Here is a 13,895-nt window from a genome sequence, read left to right as displayed (position 1 = left end):
CTGAGACGCCACTGTATTAGCTCCTGTAGCGATTGAAGGAGTAGGGATGAGGGCGCAAAATGACCAACTCAATTGGTCACTTGAGCGCCGAACGTAGAAATCTTAGCTGCTATTACTGCTCTTCTGGAGCCTCTGGGTCTTTGCCAAGCTGATCGGCCTGTTGCGAGCCGGACTCCACAGAATCTACGAGCGCCAGGATGCTGGTGCGGTCCCACGTGGTCACCACGCCGGCGCTGATTTCCAGATCCACGGTGGTCTCTCCGATGTGGGAGATGCGGCCGTGCATGCCGGAGGTGGTCTTGACCACCATGTTGGGATGAAGGTTGTCTTGGAAGGTGCGAATTTCCTTCATGCGCTGGTTTTGCTTGCGCAAGCTGATGAGTGGAAGCGCAACAAACACCACGAGAAGTAAGCCTAAGAGCAAAAGATCCATGAGGGATAGTGTGCCACAGTGACCTGTGGGTGCCTAAAGCTTCCCGCGCGTTTCTTGATTACAGCCCAGGTGCATTATCTGGTGGAATCAACCCTGCGTGACGCCAAGCTTGAGCTGTGGCGACGCGTCCGCGCGGGGTGCGGGCGACCATTCCGGCTCGCACCAAGTACGGTTCGCAGACTTCCTCCACCGTCGAGGGCTCCTCGCCCACCGCCAGCGCCAAGGTGCTCACGCCCACGGGACCGCCGCCATGGCCGCGCACCAGCGAATCAAGCACGGCCCTATCGAGGCGATCGAGTCCTTGTTCGTCGACGTCAAACACCACCAGAGCAGACTGAGCCACCTTTACATCGATGACTCCCCCGGCGTACACATCGGCGAAGTCACGCACACGCCGCAACAATCGGTTGGCGATACGCGGGGTTCCTCGAGATCGGCTGGCGATCTCCGCCGCAGCGTCTGCGGAGAGATTCATATTGAGGATTCCCGCAGTACGCATCACTACGCGGGTGAGATCTTCCGTTTCGTAGAACTCCATCTGGGCGGTAAAGCCGAAGCGGTCGCGCAGCGGACCGGTGAGCATGCCGGAACGGGTGGTGGCGCCCACCAATGTGAAGGGGGCAATTTCAATCGGAATGGATGTGGCTCCCGGGCCCTTGCCCACGATGACATCGATCCGGAAATCCTCCATCGCCATGTAGAGCATCTCTTCCGCAGGGCGTGCCATGCGGTGGATTTCGTCAATGAACAGGACATCGCCCTCCATCAAATTGGAGAGCATCGCGGCCAAGTCACCTGCGCGCTCCAGCGCCGGACCGGAGGTCATGCGCAGTGAGCTTCCCAGCTCCTGGGCGATGATCATGGCCATGGTGGTCTTGCCCAGTCCGGGAGGTCCCGCCAGCAACACGTGATCCGGAGCCACGTTGCGAGCCCGCGCACCGCTGAGAACCAAGTCCAGCTGCTGGCGGACCTTCTTCTGCCCAATGAATTCAGTCAGAGACTTCGGACGCAGTGACGTTTCCACATCCTGCTCTTCCGACGTGGTGCGAGCATCCAAATCTGGGTTGCGAACAGGTGGCTTCCCCGCTGCTCCCTCACCGAGCCCTGCGGCTCGCGGGGCATCGTCAGGCAACGCAAACTCCGTGCGCTCGATATCGCCGTTCTTCGCCATGAATTAACGCCCTCCGTTCATCGCGGACAGTACGCCTCGGAGCACAGCGGAGACAGAGACGTTGCTCTGATCCATGTGCGCCAGCACGTTCCGGGCCGTGGCTTCGGATTCCTTCTCCGAAAAGCCTAGGCCGGTCATCGCTTCGACAACCTGGGACAGGACATCCGCATTCTCAATACCGGCAGCGGAAGCGCCTGGGGTTGGCGTCGGATCAAAGGAACCTGGGGTAGAAACCGGGAGATCCGGCAGCTTGCCCTTGAGGTCAACGGCCATGCGCTCGGCCAATCGCTTCCCCACACCAGGGGCCTTCTGCAGGGCCTTGACGTCGCCATCGTGGACGGCGCGGGCCAGCTCCACTGCAGAAAGCGTGCCCAGGATGCCCATCGCTAGACGAGCACCCACGCCCGAGACACCTTGAACGGTGTAGAAAGCCTTGCGTTGCTCAGCGTCCATGAACGCATACAGGGTTTGTGAATCTTCACGCACCACGTGGGCCGTCAGCACGAACACTTCCTCGCCCCGCGCGAGCTGAGCATTCGTGTTCGGCGAGGTCAGGCACTCATAGCCCACCCCGCCACATTCGATGACGACAGTATCCAGGCTCTTGTCGATGACAGTGCCTCTCAAGGATGCAATCACAGTTGTCCCTCCACAATCAGGTTCATGGGCGCCCGCCAACAGTGGCACACAGCCAAGGCTAGGGCGTCCGCAGCATCGGCGGGCTTGGGCGGCTCGGATAGACCCAAGATACGGGTAATCATGTTGGTCATCTGCGCTTTGTCCGCGCGTCCATTGCCGCTGATGGACTTCTTGACCTCACTGGGGGTGTACATGTGCACCGCGATGCCTCGCTTGGCGGCAGCGAGCATCAACACCCCAGAGGCGTGCGCTGTATTCATCACGGTGGACACATTAGAACGCTCAAAGACGCGCTCGATGGCCACCACATCCGGGGAGTAATCATCCATCCACTCCTCCACCGCCAGGGAAAGGCGGAGCAGCCGGTCGGCGAGATCCTCGTCCGCCGGGGTGCGCACCACGCCCACCGCGATAGGCAACACGCTGCGACCTTTACCTGCCTGCACCATGGACAGCCCACACCGGGTCAGTCCAGGGTCAATGCCCATTACGCGCACCCCCGCCAAGGAGTGCGCAGAGCGAGGCGCCATCGCGCGCTGAGTAGTGTCCATAGCGCTAGTTAATTTAGCACATACGTGCGAAAACAGGAGCGGACACTCCGTTTGCTAGATTAGGGATCATGTCACCGAAGTCCGTGTATCAGTTTGTATCCGTCGCCGAAGCCTGCACGTGGGCCCTCCTGCTGCTGGGCATGGCCCTCAAGTACTCGGGCACCACGGAGGCGCTAACTCCCATCGCTGGCGGCATTCACGGCTTCGTCTTCTTAAGCTTTTGCGTTTCCACCGTGCTGATCTGGGTCAACAATAAGTGGAGCGCGGGACGGGGAATCATTGGCCTAGCCAGCGCAATCATCCCCTTTGTGACCATCCCCTTCGAGCGCAACGCAGATTCCCGCGGACTTCTGGATGGCCCTTGGCGCTTCCGCAAGGGCTCTACTGAACAGCCCCACACTGTGCCGGAAAAGGTTTTGGCCTTCATTGTCAACAAGCCAGTGCTCGCGCTGCTGGTGATTGTTATCGGACTTGCGATTGTGTTCAGCGGACTACTGGCACTCGGCTCCCCCGCCGAGTGGTTCAAGTAGCCAGCCGATCCTCGCCAACTCCCCTATTAGAGCCGAAGCGCTTTAAGCCTCGAGCTCCTCCAGCACGTCGGCTGGGATATCCATGTTGGTGTAGACATTCTGCACGTCATCCACATCTTCCAAGATGTCGATGAGGTTGAACACCTTCTGCGCGGTCGGCGCATCCACGGGTACTTCCATGGTGGGACGGAAATCCGGCTCCACGGAGTCATAATCGATGTCCGCGGCCTTCAGCGCATTATGCACCGCGCCCATATCGCCCGGCTCGCAGACGATCTCGAACTTCTCGCCGTGGTCATTAACCTCTTCGGCACCAGCGTCCAGAACAGCCATGAGGATCTTATCCTCTTCCTGGCCGTTCTTGTCCAGCACCACCACGCCCTTGCGGTTGAACATGTAGGACACGCTGCCCGCATCGGCCATGTTGCCACCGTTCTTGTTCACTGCGGTGCGCACTTCCGTAGCAGCGCGGTTCCGGTTATCCGTGAGGCACTCAATGAGCATGGCCACGCCGTTGGGGCCGTAGCCTTCGTACATCAAGGTTTCCCAGTCGGAGCCGCCAGCTTCTTCGCCGGCGCCGCGCTTCCGAGCACGCTCGATGTTGTCGTTAGGAACGGAGGCCTTCTTGGCCTTCTTGATCATGTCATCGAGGGTGGGGTTACCGGCTGGGTCTCCACCACCGGTACGAGCCGCGACCTCGATGTTCTTGATCGCCTTGGCCCACTCCTTGCTGCGCTTGGCGTCGTTCGCTGCCTTCTTGTGCTTGGTGGTTGCCCACTTGGAATGGCCTGACATCGTCCTCTTTCGCGTTGGTGGAAATAGGGAAAATCTTCTCGCACCCACGTTACTAGATGGGTTGCGTGTGGTTTGTTGGTGCTGGTCGTTTTCTTTTTTTGTCGACGCCAAACACCTAACAGCTACTGCGAATCATTTCCACGAAGTATTGGTGGACCTGCAGATCCTCGGTGAGCTCTGGGTGGAAGCTGGTGACAAGGACGTGGTTTTGTCGCGCTGCCACCACGCGCTCGTTCACCGTAGCCAGCACCTGCACGTCGTCCCCCACTTTTTCGATTTGCGGGGCGCGGATGAATACCGAGTCCACCGGATTCTCAATTCCGGTGAAGTCCAGTTCGCCTTCGAAAGAATCCCTCTGCCTGCCGAAGGCATTGCGTCGAACAGCCACGTCAATGACACCCAGAGATTCCGCATCGGGGCGGGTGTCCAACACCCTCGTGGCTAGCATGATCATGCCCGCGCACGTGCCAAATGCCGGCAACCCTGCTTGGATGGCTTCACGGAGCGGTTCAATCATTCCACCAAGTCGGAGCAGACGGGACATCGTGGTGGACTCGCCACCGGGCAGGATCAGCCCATCGATGTTCTCGAGGTGCTCGGTGCGGCGCACCAGCACAGCCTCGTGCCCCAGCTTTTCCACCATGCGGACGTGTTCGGCAACTCCGCCCTGCACGGACAGGATGCCGATGGTCAACTTCGTGCTCATGAATTCTCTTTACGTGGTGGCAGGGTGTGCTTTCCTGGCTGCAGTGTGCGCGTCAGGCCTTCCTGAGTCACCACCGCAATCAAATCGCCTTGCTGGTTGAAAATGCGCCCGTGCGTCAGTGCGCGTCCCGCGTGTGCGGATGGAGAAACCTGGTCATACAGGAGCCATTCGTCGGCACGGAAAGGCCGCAAGAACCACAGCGCGTGATCCAGCGAGGCTTCCTGAACGGGCTCGTCCTGGTGCGGAACCAGAGCGGAGGACAGCAGCGTCATATCGGACATGTACGCCAGCGTGCAGATATGCAGGGTCTCATCGTCCGGCAACTTGGCCTTGGATCGGAACCACACCACCTGCTGGGACGGGGTGTATTTGTTGTGTTCGTACATCTCCGGCGGCACGATGCGGATGTCCCACTCGTTCCATTCCTTCAACAGAGAACGGACTGCCTCCCGTGCGGGTGCAGACTCTTCAGGAATGTCCTCCGGTGCCGGGACCTTGCGCATCTGATCTGAATGCTCTGGGCCGTCATCGGTACGGATGTGGAAACTGGCCTGCATCACGAAGATCGCTTTGCCATCTTGCAGCGCCTTGACGTGCCGGGAGACGAAGGAGCGTCCGTCGCGGATGCGATCCACGAGGAACGTGGTTTTCTTATCTGGGTCTCCCCCGGCTACGAAGTATCCGTGGATGGAGTGCACGCCAAATTCAGAGCCCACGGTGCGGGTTGCCGCCACCAAGCTCTGCGCAGCCACTTGGCCGCCAAACGTGCGCCCCAGGTTGGTGGGGATCACTGCTCCACGGTAAATGTCCCGATCAATGTGCTCCAGATCGAGGACGTCCAGAATACGTGGCTGCGGTATAGACATTGGTCTTACCAGCCGCGCTCTGCCAGACGGTGTGGCTGTGGGATGTCATCGACGTTGATGCCCACCATGGCCTCACCGAGTCCACGAGAGACATCGGCGACGGTGCGTGGATCGTCGTAGTTCTGGGTGGCCTGAACGATTGCCTTGGCGCGCTGCTCTGGGTTTCCGGACTTGAAGATTCCGGAGCCCACGAACACACCCTCGGCGCCCAGCTGCATCATCATTGCGGCATCGGCTGGGGTGGCGATTCCACCAGCGGTGAACATGACCACTGGCAGCTTCCCGTTGCGAGCAACCTCGCGGACCAGCTCGTATGGCGCCTGCAGCTCCTTGGCTGCCACGTACAGCTCATCTTCTGCCATGGAGGTCAGGCGGTTGATTTCCGCGCGGATGGTGCGCATGTGGGTCACGGCGTTGGAGACATCTCCGGTGCCGGCCTCGCCCTTGGAGCGGATCATTGCGGCACCTTCGTTGATTCGACGCAATGCTTCACCCAGATTGGTAGCGCCACAGACGAAAGGCACGGTGAAGGCGAACTTGTCGATGTGGTTCTTGTAATCGGCTGGAGTCAGAACCTCGGACTCGTCGATGAAGTCCACTCCGAGGGACTGCAGTACCTGTGCTTCCACGAAGTGGCCGATGCGTGCCTTGGCCATTACGGGGATGGAGACCGCGTCGATGATGCCTTCGATCATGTCTGGGTCAGACATGCGAGACACGCCACCCTGGGCGCGGATGTCTGCTGGAACGCGCTCCAGAGCCATTACTGCGGTAGCGCCCGCATCTTCAGCAATCTTGGCCTGCTCAGGGGTCACCACGTCCATGATGACGCCACCCTTGAGCATGTCTGCCAGTCCGCGCTTAACGCGGGCAGTGCCGGTAGAGCCGGCGGTTGCGGTGCTATTTTCTTCAGTCACAGGCAATCGTCCTTCACAAGTAAGTAGCTAATGTTCGTTTTGCTAAAAACGGCTGTTCAATAATCTACTCTGTGGCGGGCAGCTGGGTAAACAGTGCCTCGTAGTATTCCGGGAGTGGCGCTGATCCTGCCAGTCTCAGGGCTTTCACATCTGCGCGGTCGCGCACCGTGCGGGTGTCTGCCACCGCGTCGTTGTAGAAGCGAGCCGCGAGATCCACGCGCGTGGACGCTTCCACGAACGCGGGGTTGGACAAGATCTCCTTGGGGATTTCTGCCAGGATTCGGTTTTCCGCATCGGTCCGGTGTCCCATGTCGGTGGCACGGAGCACCACACCTTCCACCCGGTTAACCTCCTGGGCGAGGTCGGGACACAAGGCCTTGATCACTTGTCCTCTGGCGCTCAACGCGCCTTCCAATCCCAGGCGCGCGGAATCAGTGCGGATATGCAGCCGGTTCAGGCGGTTGGCCGTACCACTGGCCCATAGCCCCACCAGGCCCAACACCAGCAGCACGACGATGCCAATGAATACCCACATGGGCAGCGAAATCATGACAGCGTCACCTTTCGTCCTGGGGCGTGCACGGTGCGGTAGACATCTTCCACCTGAGAGGTCACCGTCGACCAATCAAACTGCGCGGCGCGGGACTCTCCGTTGCGTGCCAGTTTCTGGCGCTTATCTGCATCCCGCAGCAGGTCAATCACCACGCGAGAAAGTTCCTCTCCATTACCGTTGCGGAACAGTGCTGCGGATTGTCCGCTTTCTCCCACCGCAACAAACGCGGGAATATCGCTGGCCACCACTGCGGCTCCCGCAGACATACCTTCCACCAAGACGATGCCAAAGCTCTCGCCACCGGTATTGGGTGCCACGTAGACATCCGAGCTGCGCAATGCACGGGCCTTATCTTCTTCCGAGACTGGCCCCAGAATGCGCACGGTCGCATCTGATGGGCCCATACCCACGGTGTAGCTCAGTCCAGAGGACTTCAACCGGTTACCCAGAGTGTCTACCCCACCACGGCCGGCAATCATGAGCTCCACATTTGGCACGGCGCGCACGATGTCCGGCATCGCGCTGAGTAGCACCTGCAACCCCTTGCGCGGTTCGTCGAATCGGCCCAAGAACATCAGTCGTGGGCGGGAGTCATCCAGGTCATCCAGTGGCTGCGCGTGGCGATAGTTCGCAGTCTCCACGCCGTTGGGGATGAGCACGGGATCGCCCGCCAAATTCTCCACCTGCCACTTCCGGGCTTCTTCGCTGACCGCGATGCCCCCGTGGATGCGCTCCAACAAAGGGCGCAGAAAAGGAAGCGCGAGCGTCAGCAGCTTCGACTCACTGGCGGAGGCGTGATACGTGGCCACCACCGGTCCCATGACTTGAGACAGCGAGAGCATGGAGTACGAAGGCGAATTCGGCTCGTGAATATGCAGAATGTCGAACTCGTTGCCCTCCACCCACCGGCGGATGTGCCGCCGAGACTTCGGGCCAAAGCTCAGCCTAGCCACAGATCCGTTGTAAGGAATCGGAATGCTGCTCCCGCCGAGTTCCACGAAGTCCGGAACCGTTGAGCGGTCCGTGCCCGGGCCAATCAGACTGACCCGGTGACCGCGACTGCGCAGTTCTTTACACAAGTCAATCGCGTGGGCTTGCACTCCTCCTGGCTCGTCGAAGGAATACGGGCACACCATGCCGATGGACAAGCTTTCGGGTGAATGGAATCGAGAAACCACGAACTATCGGCCTCCCTGTTCTGCGTCCGCATCGGAGTGGTCATCCAGGCCCATCTTTCGGCGTCGGTCCGCGGACAGATCCGCGTGCCACAGTGGCTGCAGCATATGCCAGTCCTCTGGCTTTTGACCGATGTATTCCGCCATGAGATCAGCCTCTTGCTGCACAATGTCCTCCAACGGTTGGGAGGTATCCAGCGGATCGGACAGCTCAATCAGCCAGCCATCGTGCGTATAGTGCATCTTCACCACGTGCAGTGGCGCGCCAGTCCGCTTAGCCAGCAATGCGGGACCTGCAGGCATGGAACAAAGCTCACCGAAAAAGTCCACGTGCACGCCACTGCCGGTCAGATCGCGCTCCGCCATGAGGCACACCACGCGGTTTTCCCTCAGGGTCTGCTCCATGTGCGCCATGGGAGGCTTGTCTGCTCCGGACAGTGCAATCACGTCGAACCCTAGGGTTCTCCGGTACTTCACAAAAGCATCAAACAGCGATTCCGGGCGCAAGCGTTCCGCCACGGTAGTGAATTCACCCGAGTGATTGACCAGCCACACCCCCGCCATATCCCAGTTCGTGGCATGCGGCAGGGCGAAAATCGCCCCTTTACCGCCAGCCATAGAGGCTTCGATCTTGGTGGGCACATCCGCCGCGACGTTCTCATTAATCTTGGCAATGAGCTCCGGCCCCACCATCGAGGGCAAGCGGAATGCCTCTAGCCAGTAGCGCATGTAGCTGCGCATCGACTGCCGCACGAGTTCTCGCGTGACGTTTTCTGGGCCCACCACGCGGGCGAGGTTGCGGCGGAGCTGCTCTGGTCCTTTTCCTTTTTTCGACGCCACATCGGCGATCGCATTGAACAAAGGCTTCGCTACCGGCTCCGGGATCCTCTTCATCGCGGCCCATCCGAGCTGGTATCCCCATGCCGCGATGCGTTCCCAAGCGCTCACCCGAGGTGTTTTGTCCTTTGCCACGCTTAACCTCACGCGTCCTTGACTTCGGAGAACTCGCGAGCGCCCTCCGGCGCGGTGATCTTTTCCTGGGCCACATCGGATTTACCCACGATGATCAAGCGTTCCAGGACTGTATAGACGGAGCCCGCAGTCAGGATGCTCAAACCGATGGGAAGGATATACGGGATCCCCACACCAGACAGACCCAGGGAGACCAGTCCAATCAGCAGGCGCTCCGGCCGCTCGATCAACCCGCCGACCACCTTGATTCCGCTGGCCTCCGCGCGAGCCTTGACATAGCTAGTGACTTGGCTAGTCACCAGGATGATCAGACATAGTGCCGTGAAAAGTTCGTGCGGATCCTCCCGGGTGGCAAACCAAAAGGCCATCGCCCCGAAGATCGCACCATCGGAAAGACGGTCGCACGTGGCATCCAACGTGGCGCCGAACTTGGTCCCTCCGCCCTGCATGCGCGCCATGGTTCCGTCCACCATGTCCGTGGCGACAGTCAGTCCGATCAAGGCGGAAGCAGCGAAAACGTGACCGGTGGGAATCAGCGTGAGCGCGAATACGATCGCCAGTACCGTTCCCCCGACAGTCACTGCGTTGGGGGAAACACCTAACCGAGTCAGCCCTTTAGCCAGAGGTTCTATGAACACAGCGACGGGCCCACGACCACGAACACTCAGTACCATCGGTTACTCCTCCCGCCAGGCATCGGCAAGCAACTGCCTCGTCTCTCGCAGAGTCTGAGGAAGTACTTTCGTTCCAGCAATTACCGTCATGAAGTTAGCATCTCCGGTCCACCGAGGCACGATGTGCTGGTGAAGATGCTCGGAGACGCTGCCGCCGGAGGCTTTGCCAAGGTTGAGTCCGACATTGATGGCGTCGGGCGAAGAAACGGTACGCAACGTGCGGATCGCACGTTTGGTGAACACGGCGAGCTCCGCCGTCTCCTCCTCGGTGAGGTCCACGTAGTCCGCGACCCGGCGGTAAGGAACCACCATCATGTGCCCCGGGTTGTAGGGGAACAGATTCAGCACGCAGTACACACTGGTGCCACGAGCGACGATCAGCGCCTCCTCGTCGGACCTTTCCGGAAGGGTGGAAAACGGATCCTCGGACTTCTCGGTGGTGGTCAGGTACGCCGAACGATACGGAGCCCACAAGCGCTCGAGGCGCTGTGCTTCAGGGCTATCCTCGCTGACACCGTGATCCACATAAGAATCCACTACCGGTCACACCAGCGCAGCAATGGTAGCTTCGGACGGCTGATCATTGCGGCGCTCCGCGATCCACTGTGCGATGATCTCCACCGCACGCTCGCGAGGCACGCCGTTGACCTGGGTGCCGTCGAGGAAACGGAAGCTCACGGCGTTCGCCTCCACATCGCGACCGCCTACCAGAATCATGAACGGCACCTTGCCGGTGGTGTGGGTGCGGATCTTCTTCTGCATGCGATCATCGGAAGTATCCACCTCGGCGCGGACCCCGCGCTTGCGCAGATCAGCGGCGAACTCATCTAGGTAGCCGTTGAAATCATCGGCCACCGGGATGCCCACCACCTGGTGCGGAGCCAGCCAGGCTGGGAACGCACCCGCATAGTGCTCCAGCAGCACGCCGAAGAAGCGCTCGATGGAACCGAACAGCGCCCGGTGAATCATGATCGGCTGCTTCTTGGTGCCGTCCGAGGCCGTGTACTCCAAGTTGAATCGCTCTGGCATGTTGAAATCCAGCTGCACGGTAGACATCTGCCAGGTACGGCCGATGGCATCGCGAGCCTGCACGGAAATTTTCGGCCCGTAGAACGCAGCACCCTCTGGATCCGGAACCAGTTCCAAGCCGGAGTTAGTGGCCACGCGCTCCAAAATCTCGGTGGAGCGCTCCCAGATTTCGTCAGAACCAACCGATTTCTTGGGGTCCCGAGTAGACAGCTCGAGGTAAAAATCGTTGAGGCCATAATCTTTGAGCAAGGATAGAACGAACTCCAACACGCTGGTCAGCTCGCCCTCCAGCTGTTCCTCAGTGCAGTAGATATGCGCATCGTCCTGCGTGAAGCCACGGGCACGGGTCAGTCCGTGGATCACGCCAGATTTCTCGTAGCGGTACACGGTACCGAACTCAAACAACCGCAGAGGCAACTCGCGGTAGGAGCGCCCACGGGAGTCAAACACCAGGTTGTGCATCGGGCAGTTCATGGGCTTCAGGTAGTAATCCTGGGCGGCCTTCACCACGTTGCCGTCGGCATCGAACTCGGCATCTACCTGCATGGGCGGGAACATGCCGTCCTTGTAGAAACCGAGGTGACCGGAACGCTCATAGAGGTTCTGCTTGGTGATGTGCGGAGTGTTCACAAAGGAATAGTCCGCTTCCACGTGTCGACGACGCGAATGCTCCTCCATCTCCATGCGCACCATCGCACCGTCCGGATGGAACACGGGCAACCCGGAACCGAGGTCGTCGGGGAAGCTAAACAAATCCAGTTCAGCGCCGAGGCGCCGGTGATCGCGCTTTTCAGCCTCGGCAAGCATGGTCTGGTATTCGTCCAGTGCTTCCTTGGATTCCCACGCAGTGCCGTACACGCGCTGCAGATCCGCCTTGGACTGATCTCCGCGCCAGTACGCCGCAGAAGAACGGGTGATGGCGAAGGCCGGAATGTACCGGGTGGTGGGCACGTGAGGGCCGCGGCAGAGGTCGTACCAATCCACATCGCCCGTCCGCGGGTTGACGTTGCAGTAGCAGGTCAGCTCTCCGGCGCCGACTTCCGTGGCCTCGTCGGAATTAGGATCCACGCTGCCCTTGTCCTCGATGAGCTCCGTCTTATACGGCTCGTCAGTGTATTCCGCCAGGGCATCTTCGGTACTTGCGTACGCCTTGCGCTTAAACTTCTGCCCGGATTTGATGATCTTCTTCATCGTCTTTTCGATCTTCTTCAGATCTTCCGGGGTGAACGGCTCGGCGACGTCGAAATCGTAGTAGAAGCCGTTCTCGATTGCCGGACCAATGCCCAACTTGGTTCCGGGGAATTCCTTCTGCACGGCCTGAGCCAACACGTGCGCCGCGGAGTGACGGATTACGGCCCGGCCTTCCTCGGTATCGGAGGCGATGGCCGTGACTTCTTCGTCTGCTTCCGGAGCCCAAGAAAGGTCACGGAGCTGACCGGTGGAGTCCTTGACCACCACGATCGCCTGTGGGCCCTTGTTGGGCAGTTCCAGTGGTCGCATCGCCGACCCAGCCGTTTCCCCTGCTAGCACCGTGAAAATCACGGGTGCAACGTGCACGTGAGCGGACTGAATGTCGGGGGTCGAATCGAGGGTACTCATGGGGTCAGGGGGCTCCTTCAAGCTCATGGAGACGGTCACATACCTGGTGACAATCTTTAACTTGAAAGAGTCTACCCCTCCAGCACGTCCTGACCCCAGTAGCCACCCTCCGGTGTGCCAGCAGGGCACCAGAACACGGCAGAGCCCACGTGCGTGACCCACTGATTCAGCCGGTCACCCTCCGCCAAGCGCTTCTGGAGGGGCGTAAATGCCGTGTCTGGATCATCCTGGAAGCAGATGAAAATCAGACCCGTGCTTCCCAGGGCCGTGACTTCCCCGTCCCAGTTGTAGGCACGCCTGCGCATGTGTGTGCCTTCACCTGCAGTCAAACCCACATGCGAATGCGGATCGATCATGGGCAAGCCCTGCTCATTGACCGCGTTGAGGTCGACCTCGTCGAACTCCTCTGTGCCACCCAGAGGCGCGCCGGTCTCGATGGAGCGACCAAAGACCACTTCCCTGCTCGAACGGTCCAAGGCTTCCCATTCCGGCATGTCGTAGACCACGCGCCGCACCACCATGGCTGAGCCACCCAGCTCATCCCACACCGCGTCGTCGTACTCTTCCTTCGAGCGCGGGATGGCCGTGCCGTCCTTGAAGCCCAGCAGATTGCGCGGGGTCTCCCCCGTCGGTGAGTCAATGAACCCACGTTGACTCCACTTGGGCGTGACGAAGTCCCTACAGCCACGCGTGAGTACGCGAGCAGCGTGGCTCACGGCCGTCAAGTCATCGCCACATATCTGCAGCACCAAGTCACCGTCGGAGAAATCCTCCGTCAGCCGGTCGCCCTTGAACTTAGGCAGCCCGTCGCGGTTGTTTTCGATCCAACCCGGGAGTTTGTCGCTGAGCTTGGCGTCGGAAATCAAACGAGGACCCCACCCCACCGTGATGGTGAGGTTGCGTGGCGCCATCGCCAGCTCCGATTCCAGATCCGCCAGCGGCGTGTGACCTTGCGTGAGGTTGCGCGCATCTCCGGTCCAAATTCGCATGATGCGCTGCAGACCTTTAGCGGACCGCCGCTCCTTGCGAACGTTGTATGCCACCAATAGAGCGTGCGTTTGCGGTGCGGTCTGGATTCCGGCTTGATGCTCGCCATCAAAGGCGATCTTCGTGTCTTCGGTGGCAAGGCCCGCGGAATCTGCTTGCGGTGACGTGCCGTTTTCATCCGACGCCATACTCCCCGCAGCCTCAGAATCAGACCCACAGGAGGTGATGACTGCCGTGGCACCAGTCAGGCCCACCCCGGCGAAAAAACCGCGGCGAGAAATCGATCGACGTGTCATGA

General features: G+C 60.1%; 16 protein-coding genes. 1 reads left to right on the top strand and 15 read right to left on the bottom strand.

The features are described 5' to 3' along the window. Positions 1 to 112: 112 nt before the first annotated feature. Genes yajC through ruvC form a run of 4 tightly spaced genes read right to left on the bottom strand, consistent with a single transcriptional unit; the run spans position 113 to position 2,773 of the window. The gene (yajC, locus tag CS919_RS06455) at positions 113 to 433 is read right to left on the bottom strand and encodes a preprotein translocase subunit YajC (RefSeq protein ID WP_099298671.1); all 321 of its coding nucleotides are present in this window, start codon (positions 431 to 433) and stop codon (positions 113 to 115) included. 58 nt (positions 434 to 491) lie between these two features. Next, positions 492 to 1,604: a Holliday junction branch migration DNA helicase RuvB gene (ruvB, locus tag CS919_RS06450; RefSeq protein ID WP_099298670.1), complete on the bottom strand. Its 1,113-nt coding sequence runs from the start codon at positions 1,602 to 1,604 to the stop codon at positions 492 to 494. A gap of 3 nt (positions 1,605 to 1,607) precedes the next feature. Next, complete coding sequence (gene ruvA / locus CS919_RS06445) at positions 1,608 to 2,243, bottom strand: Holliday junction branch migration protein RuvA (protein ID WP_099298669.1); 636 nt, start codon at positions 2,241 to 2,243, stop codon at positions 1,608 to 1,610. Next, the gene (gene ruvC / locus CS919_RS06440) at positions 2,240 to 2,773 is read right to left on the bottom strand and encodes a crossover junction endodeoxyribonuclease RuvC (RefSeq protein ID WP_099298668.1); all 534 of its coding nucleotides are present in this window, start codon (positions 2,771 to 2,773) and stop codon (positions 2,240 to 2,242) included. The genes ruvA and ruvC overlap by 4 nt, the downstream gene beginning before the upstream one ends. An 89-nt stretch (positions 2,774 to 2,862) precedes the next feature. On the opposite strand from ruvC, the gene CS919_RS06435 reads away from it, so the two are divergent. Continuing rightward, complete coding sequence (locus CS919_RS06435; protein ID WP_194187380.1) at positions 2,863 to 3,324, top strand: DUF3817 domain-containing protein; 462 nt, start codon at positions 2,863 to 2,865, stop codon at positions 3,322 to 3,324. A 42-nt stretch (positions 3,325 to 3,366) separates the two neighbouring features. Here CS919_RS06435 and CS919_RS06430 read toward each other — a convergent pair whose 3' ends face one another. From CS919_RS06430 to CS919_RS06380, 11 genes are all read right to left on the bottom strand, one after another. Continuing rightward, a complete protein-coding gene (locus CS919_RS06430) occupies positions 3,367 to 4,119 on the bottom strand; it encodes a YebC/PmpR family DNA-binding transcriptional regulator (RefSeq protein ID WP_099298666.1) in 753 nt (250 codons plus the stop codon). A 115-nt stretch (positions 4,120 to 4,234) separates the two neighbouring features. Beyond that, on the bottom strand, positions 4,235 to 4,807 hold the full coding sequence (gene pdxT / locus CS919_RS06425; protein WP_306345847.1) for a pyridoxal 5'-phosphate synthase glutaminase subunit PdxT: 573 nt from the start codon (positions 4,805 to 4,807) through the stop codon (positions 4,235 to 4,237). Positions 4,808 to 4,821: 14 nt separating this feature from the next. Beyond that, entirely contained in the window at positions 4,822 to 5,691 is an 870-nt protein-coding gene (locus CS919_RS06420) for an acyl-CoA thioesterase (protein ID WP_099298664.1), read from the bottom strand. A gap of 5 nt (positions 5,692 to 5,696) precedes the next feature. Beyond that, positions 5,697 to 6,608 carry a pyridoxal 5'-phosphate synthase lyase subunit PdxS gene (pdxS, locus tag CS919_RS06415; protein WP_099298663.1) on the bottom strand — a complete coding sequence of 304 codons (912 nt, stop codon included), beginning with the start codon at positions 6,606 to 6,608 and terminating at the stop codon, positions 5,697 to 5,699. Positions 6,609 to 6,672: 64 nt separating this feature from the next. Continuing rightward, the gene (locus CS919_RS06410) at positions 6,673 to 7,158 is read right to left on the bottom strand and encodes an SNARE domain-containing protein (protein ID WP_099298662.1); all 486 of its coding nucleotides are present in this window, start codon (positions 7,156 to 7,158) and stop codon (positions 6,673 to 6,675) included. Then, the gene (locus tag CS919_RS06405; protein ID WP_099298661.1) at positions 7,155 to 8,309 is read right to left on the bottom strand and encodes a glycosyltransferase family 4 protein; all 1,155 of its coding nucleotides are present in this window, start codon (positions 8,307 to 8,309) and stop codon (positions 7,155 to 7,157) included. Before CS919_RS06405 ends, CS919_RS06410 begins: the two co-directional genes overlap by 4 nt. Positions 8,310 to 8,342: 33 nt before the next feature. Beyond that, positions 8,343 to 9,284 (bottom strand): phosphatidylinositol mannoside acyltransferase, encoded by a 942-nt coding sequence (locus CS919_RS06400; protein WP_099298660.1) that lies wholly within the window; start codon positions 9,282 to 9,284, stop codon positions 8,343 to 8,345. 32 nt (positions 9,285 to 9,316) lie between these two features. Then, on the bottom strand, positions 9,317 to 9,982 hold the full coding sequence (gene pgsA, locus CS919_RS06395; RefSeq protein WP_099298659.1) for a phosphatidylinositol phosphate synthase: 666 nt from the start codon (positions 9,980 to 9,982) through the stop codon (positions 9,317 to 9,319). 3 nt (positions 9,983 to 9,985) lie between these two features. Further along, positions 9,986 to 10,519: an HIT family protein gene (locus tag CS919_RS06390; protein ID WP_099298658.1), complete on the bottom strand. Its 534-nt coding sequence runs from the start codon at positions 10,517 to 10,519 to the stop codon at positions 9,986 to 9,988. A gap of 6 nt (positions 10,520 to 10,525) precedes the next feature. Further along, complete coding sequence (gene thrS / locus CS919_RS06385; RefSeq protein WP_099298657.1) at positions 10,526 to 12,610, bottom strand: threonine--tRNA ligase; 2,085 nt, start codon at positions 12,608 to 12,610, stop codon at positions 10,526 to 10,528. Positions 12,611 to 12,681: 71 nt separating this feature from the next. After that, positions 12,682 to 13,893: a Dyp-type peroxidase gene (locus tag CS919_RS06380; RefSeq protein ID WP_099298656.1), complete on the bottom strand. Its 1,212-nt coding sequence runs from the start codon at positions 13,891 to 13,893 to the stop codon at positions 12,682 to 12,684. Positions 13,894 to 13,895 lie beyond the last annotated feature (2 nt).

It is taken from the genome of Corynebacterium dentalis, from assembly GCF_900232865.1.
GTDB classification, from domain to species: domain Bacteria; phylum Actinomycetota; class Actinomycetes; order Mycobacteriales; family Mycobacteriaceae; genus Corynebacterium; species Corynebacterium dentalis.
The sequence above is the reverse complement of the archived record's forward strand: the minus strand, read 5'-3'. Positions and strand labels throughout refer to the sequence as shown.

Coding starts and splice junctions, on each gene's coding strand:
- CS919_RS06410 (WP_099298662.1), bottom strand. CDS start 7,158: ATGATTTCGCTGCCCATGTGGGTATTCATTGGCATCGTCGTGCTGCTG.
- CS919_RS06380 (WP_099298656.1), bottom strand. CDS start 13,893: ATGACACGTCGATCGATTTCTCGCCGCGGTTTTTTCGCCGGGGTGGGC.
- CS919_RS06435 (WP_194187380.1), top strand. CDS start 2,863: ATGTCACCGAAGTCCGTGTATCAGTTTGTATCCGTCGCCGAAGCCTGC.
- CS919_RS06430 (WP_099298666.1), bottom strand. CDS start 4,119: ATGTCAGGCCATTCCAAGTGGGCAACCACCAAGCACAAGAAGGCAGCG.
- ruvC (WP_099298668.1), bottom strand. CDS start 2,773: ATGGCGCCTCGCTCTGCGCACTCCTTGGCGGGGGTGCGCGTAATGGGC.
- yajC (WP_099298671.1), bottom strand. CDS start 433: ATGGATCTTTTGCTCTTAGGCTTACTTCTCGTGGTGTTTGTTGCGCTT.
- thrS (WP_099298657.1), bottom strand. CDS start 12,610: ATGAGTACCCTCGATTCGACCCCCGACATTCAGTCCGCTCACGTGCAC.
- pgsA (WP_099298659.1), bottom strand. CDS start 9,982: ATGGTACTGAGTGTTCGTGGTCGTGGGCCCGTCGCTGTGTTCATAGAA.
- ruvB (WP_099298670.1), bottom strand. CDS start 1,604: ATGGCGAAGAACGGCGATATCGAGCGCACGGAGTTTGCGTTGCCTGAC.
- CS919_RS06420 (WP_099298664.1), bottom strand. CDS start 5,691: ATGTCTATACCGCAGCCACGTATTCTGGACGTCCTCGATCTGGAGCAC.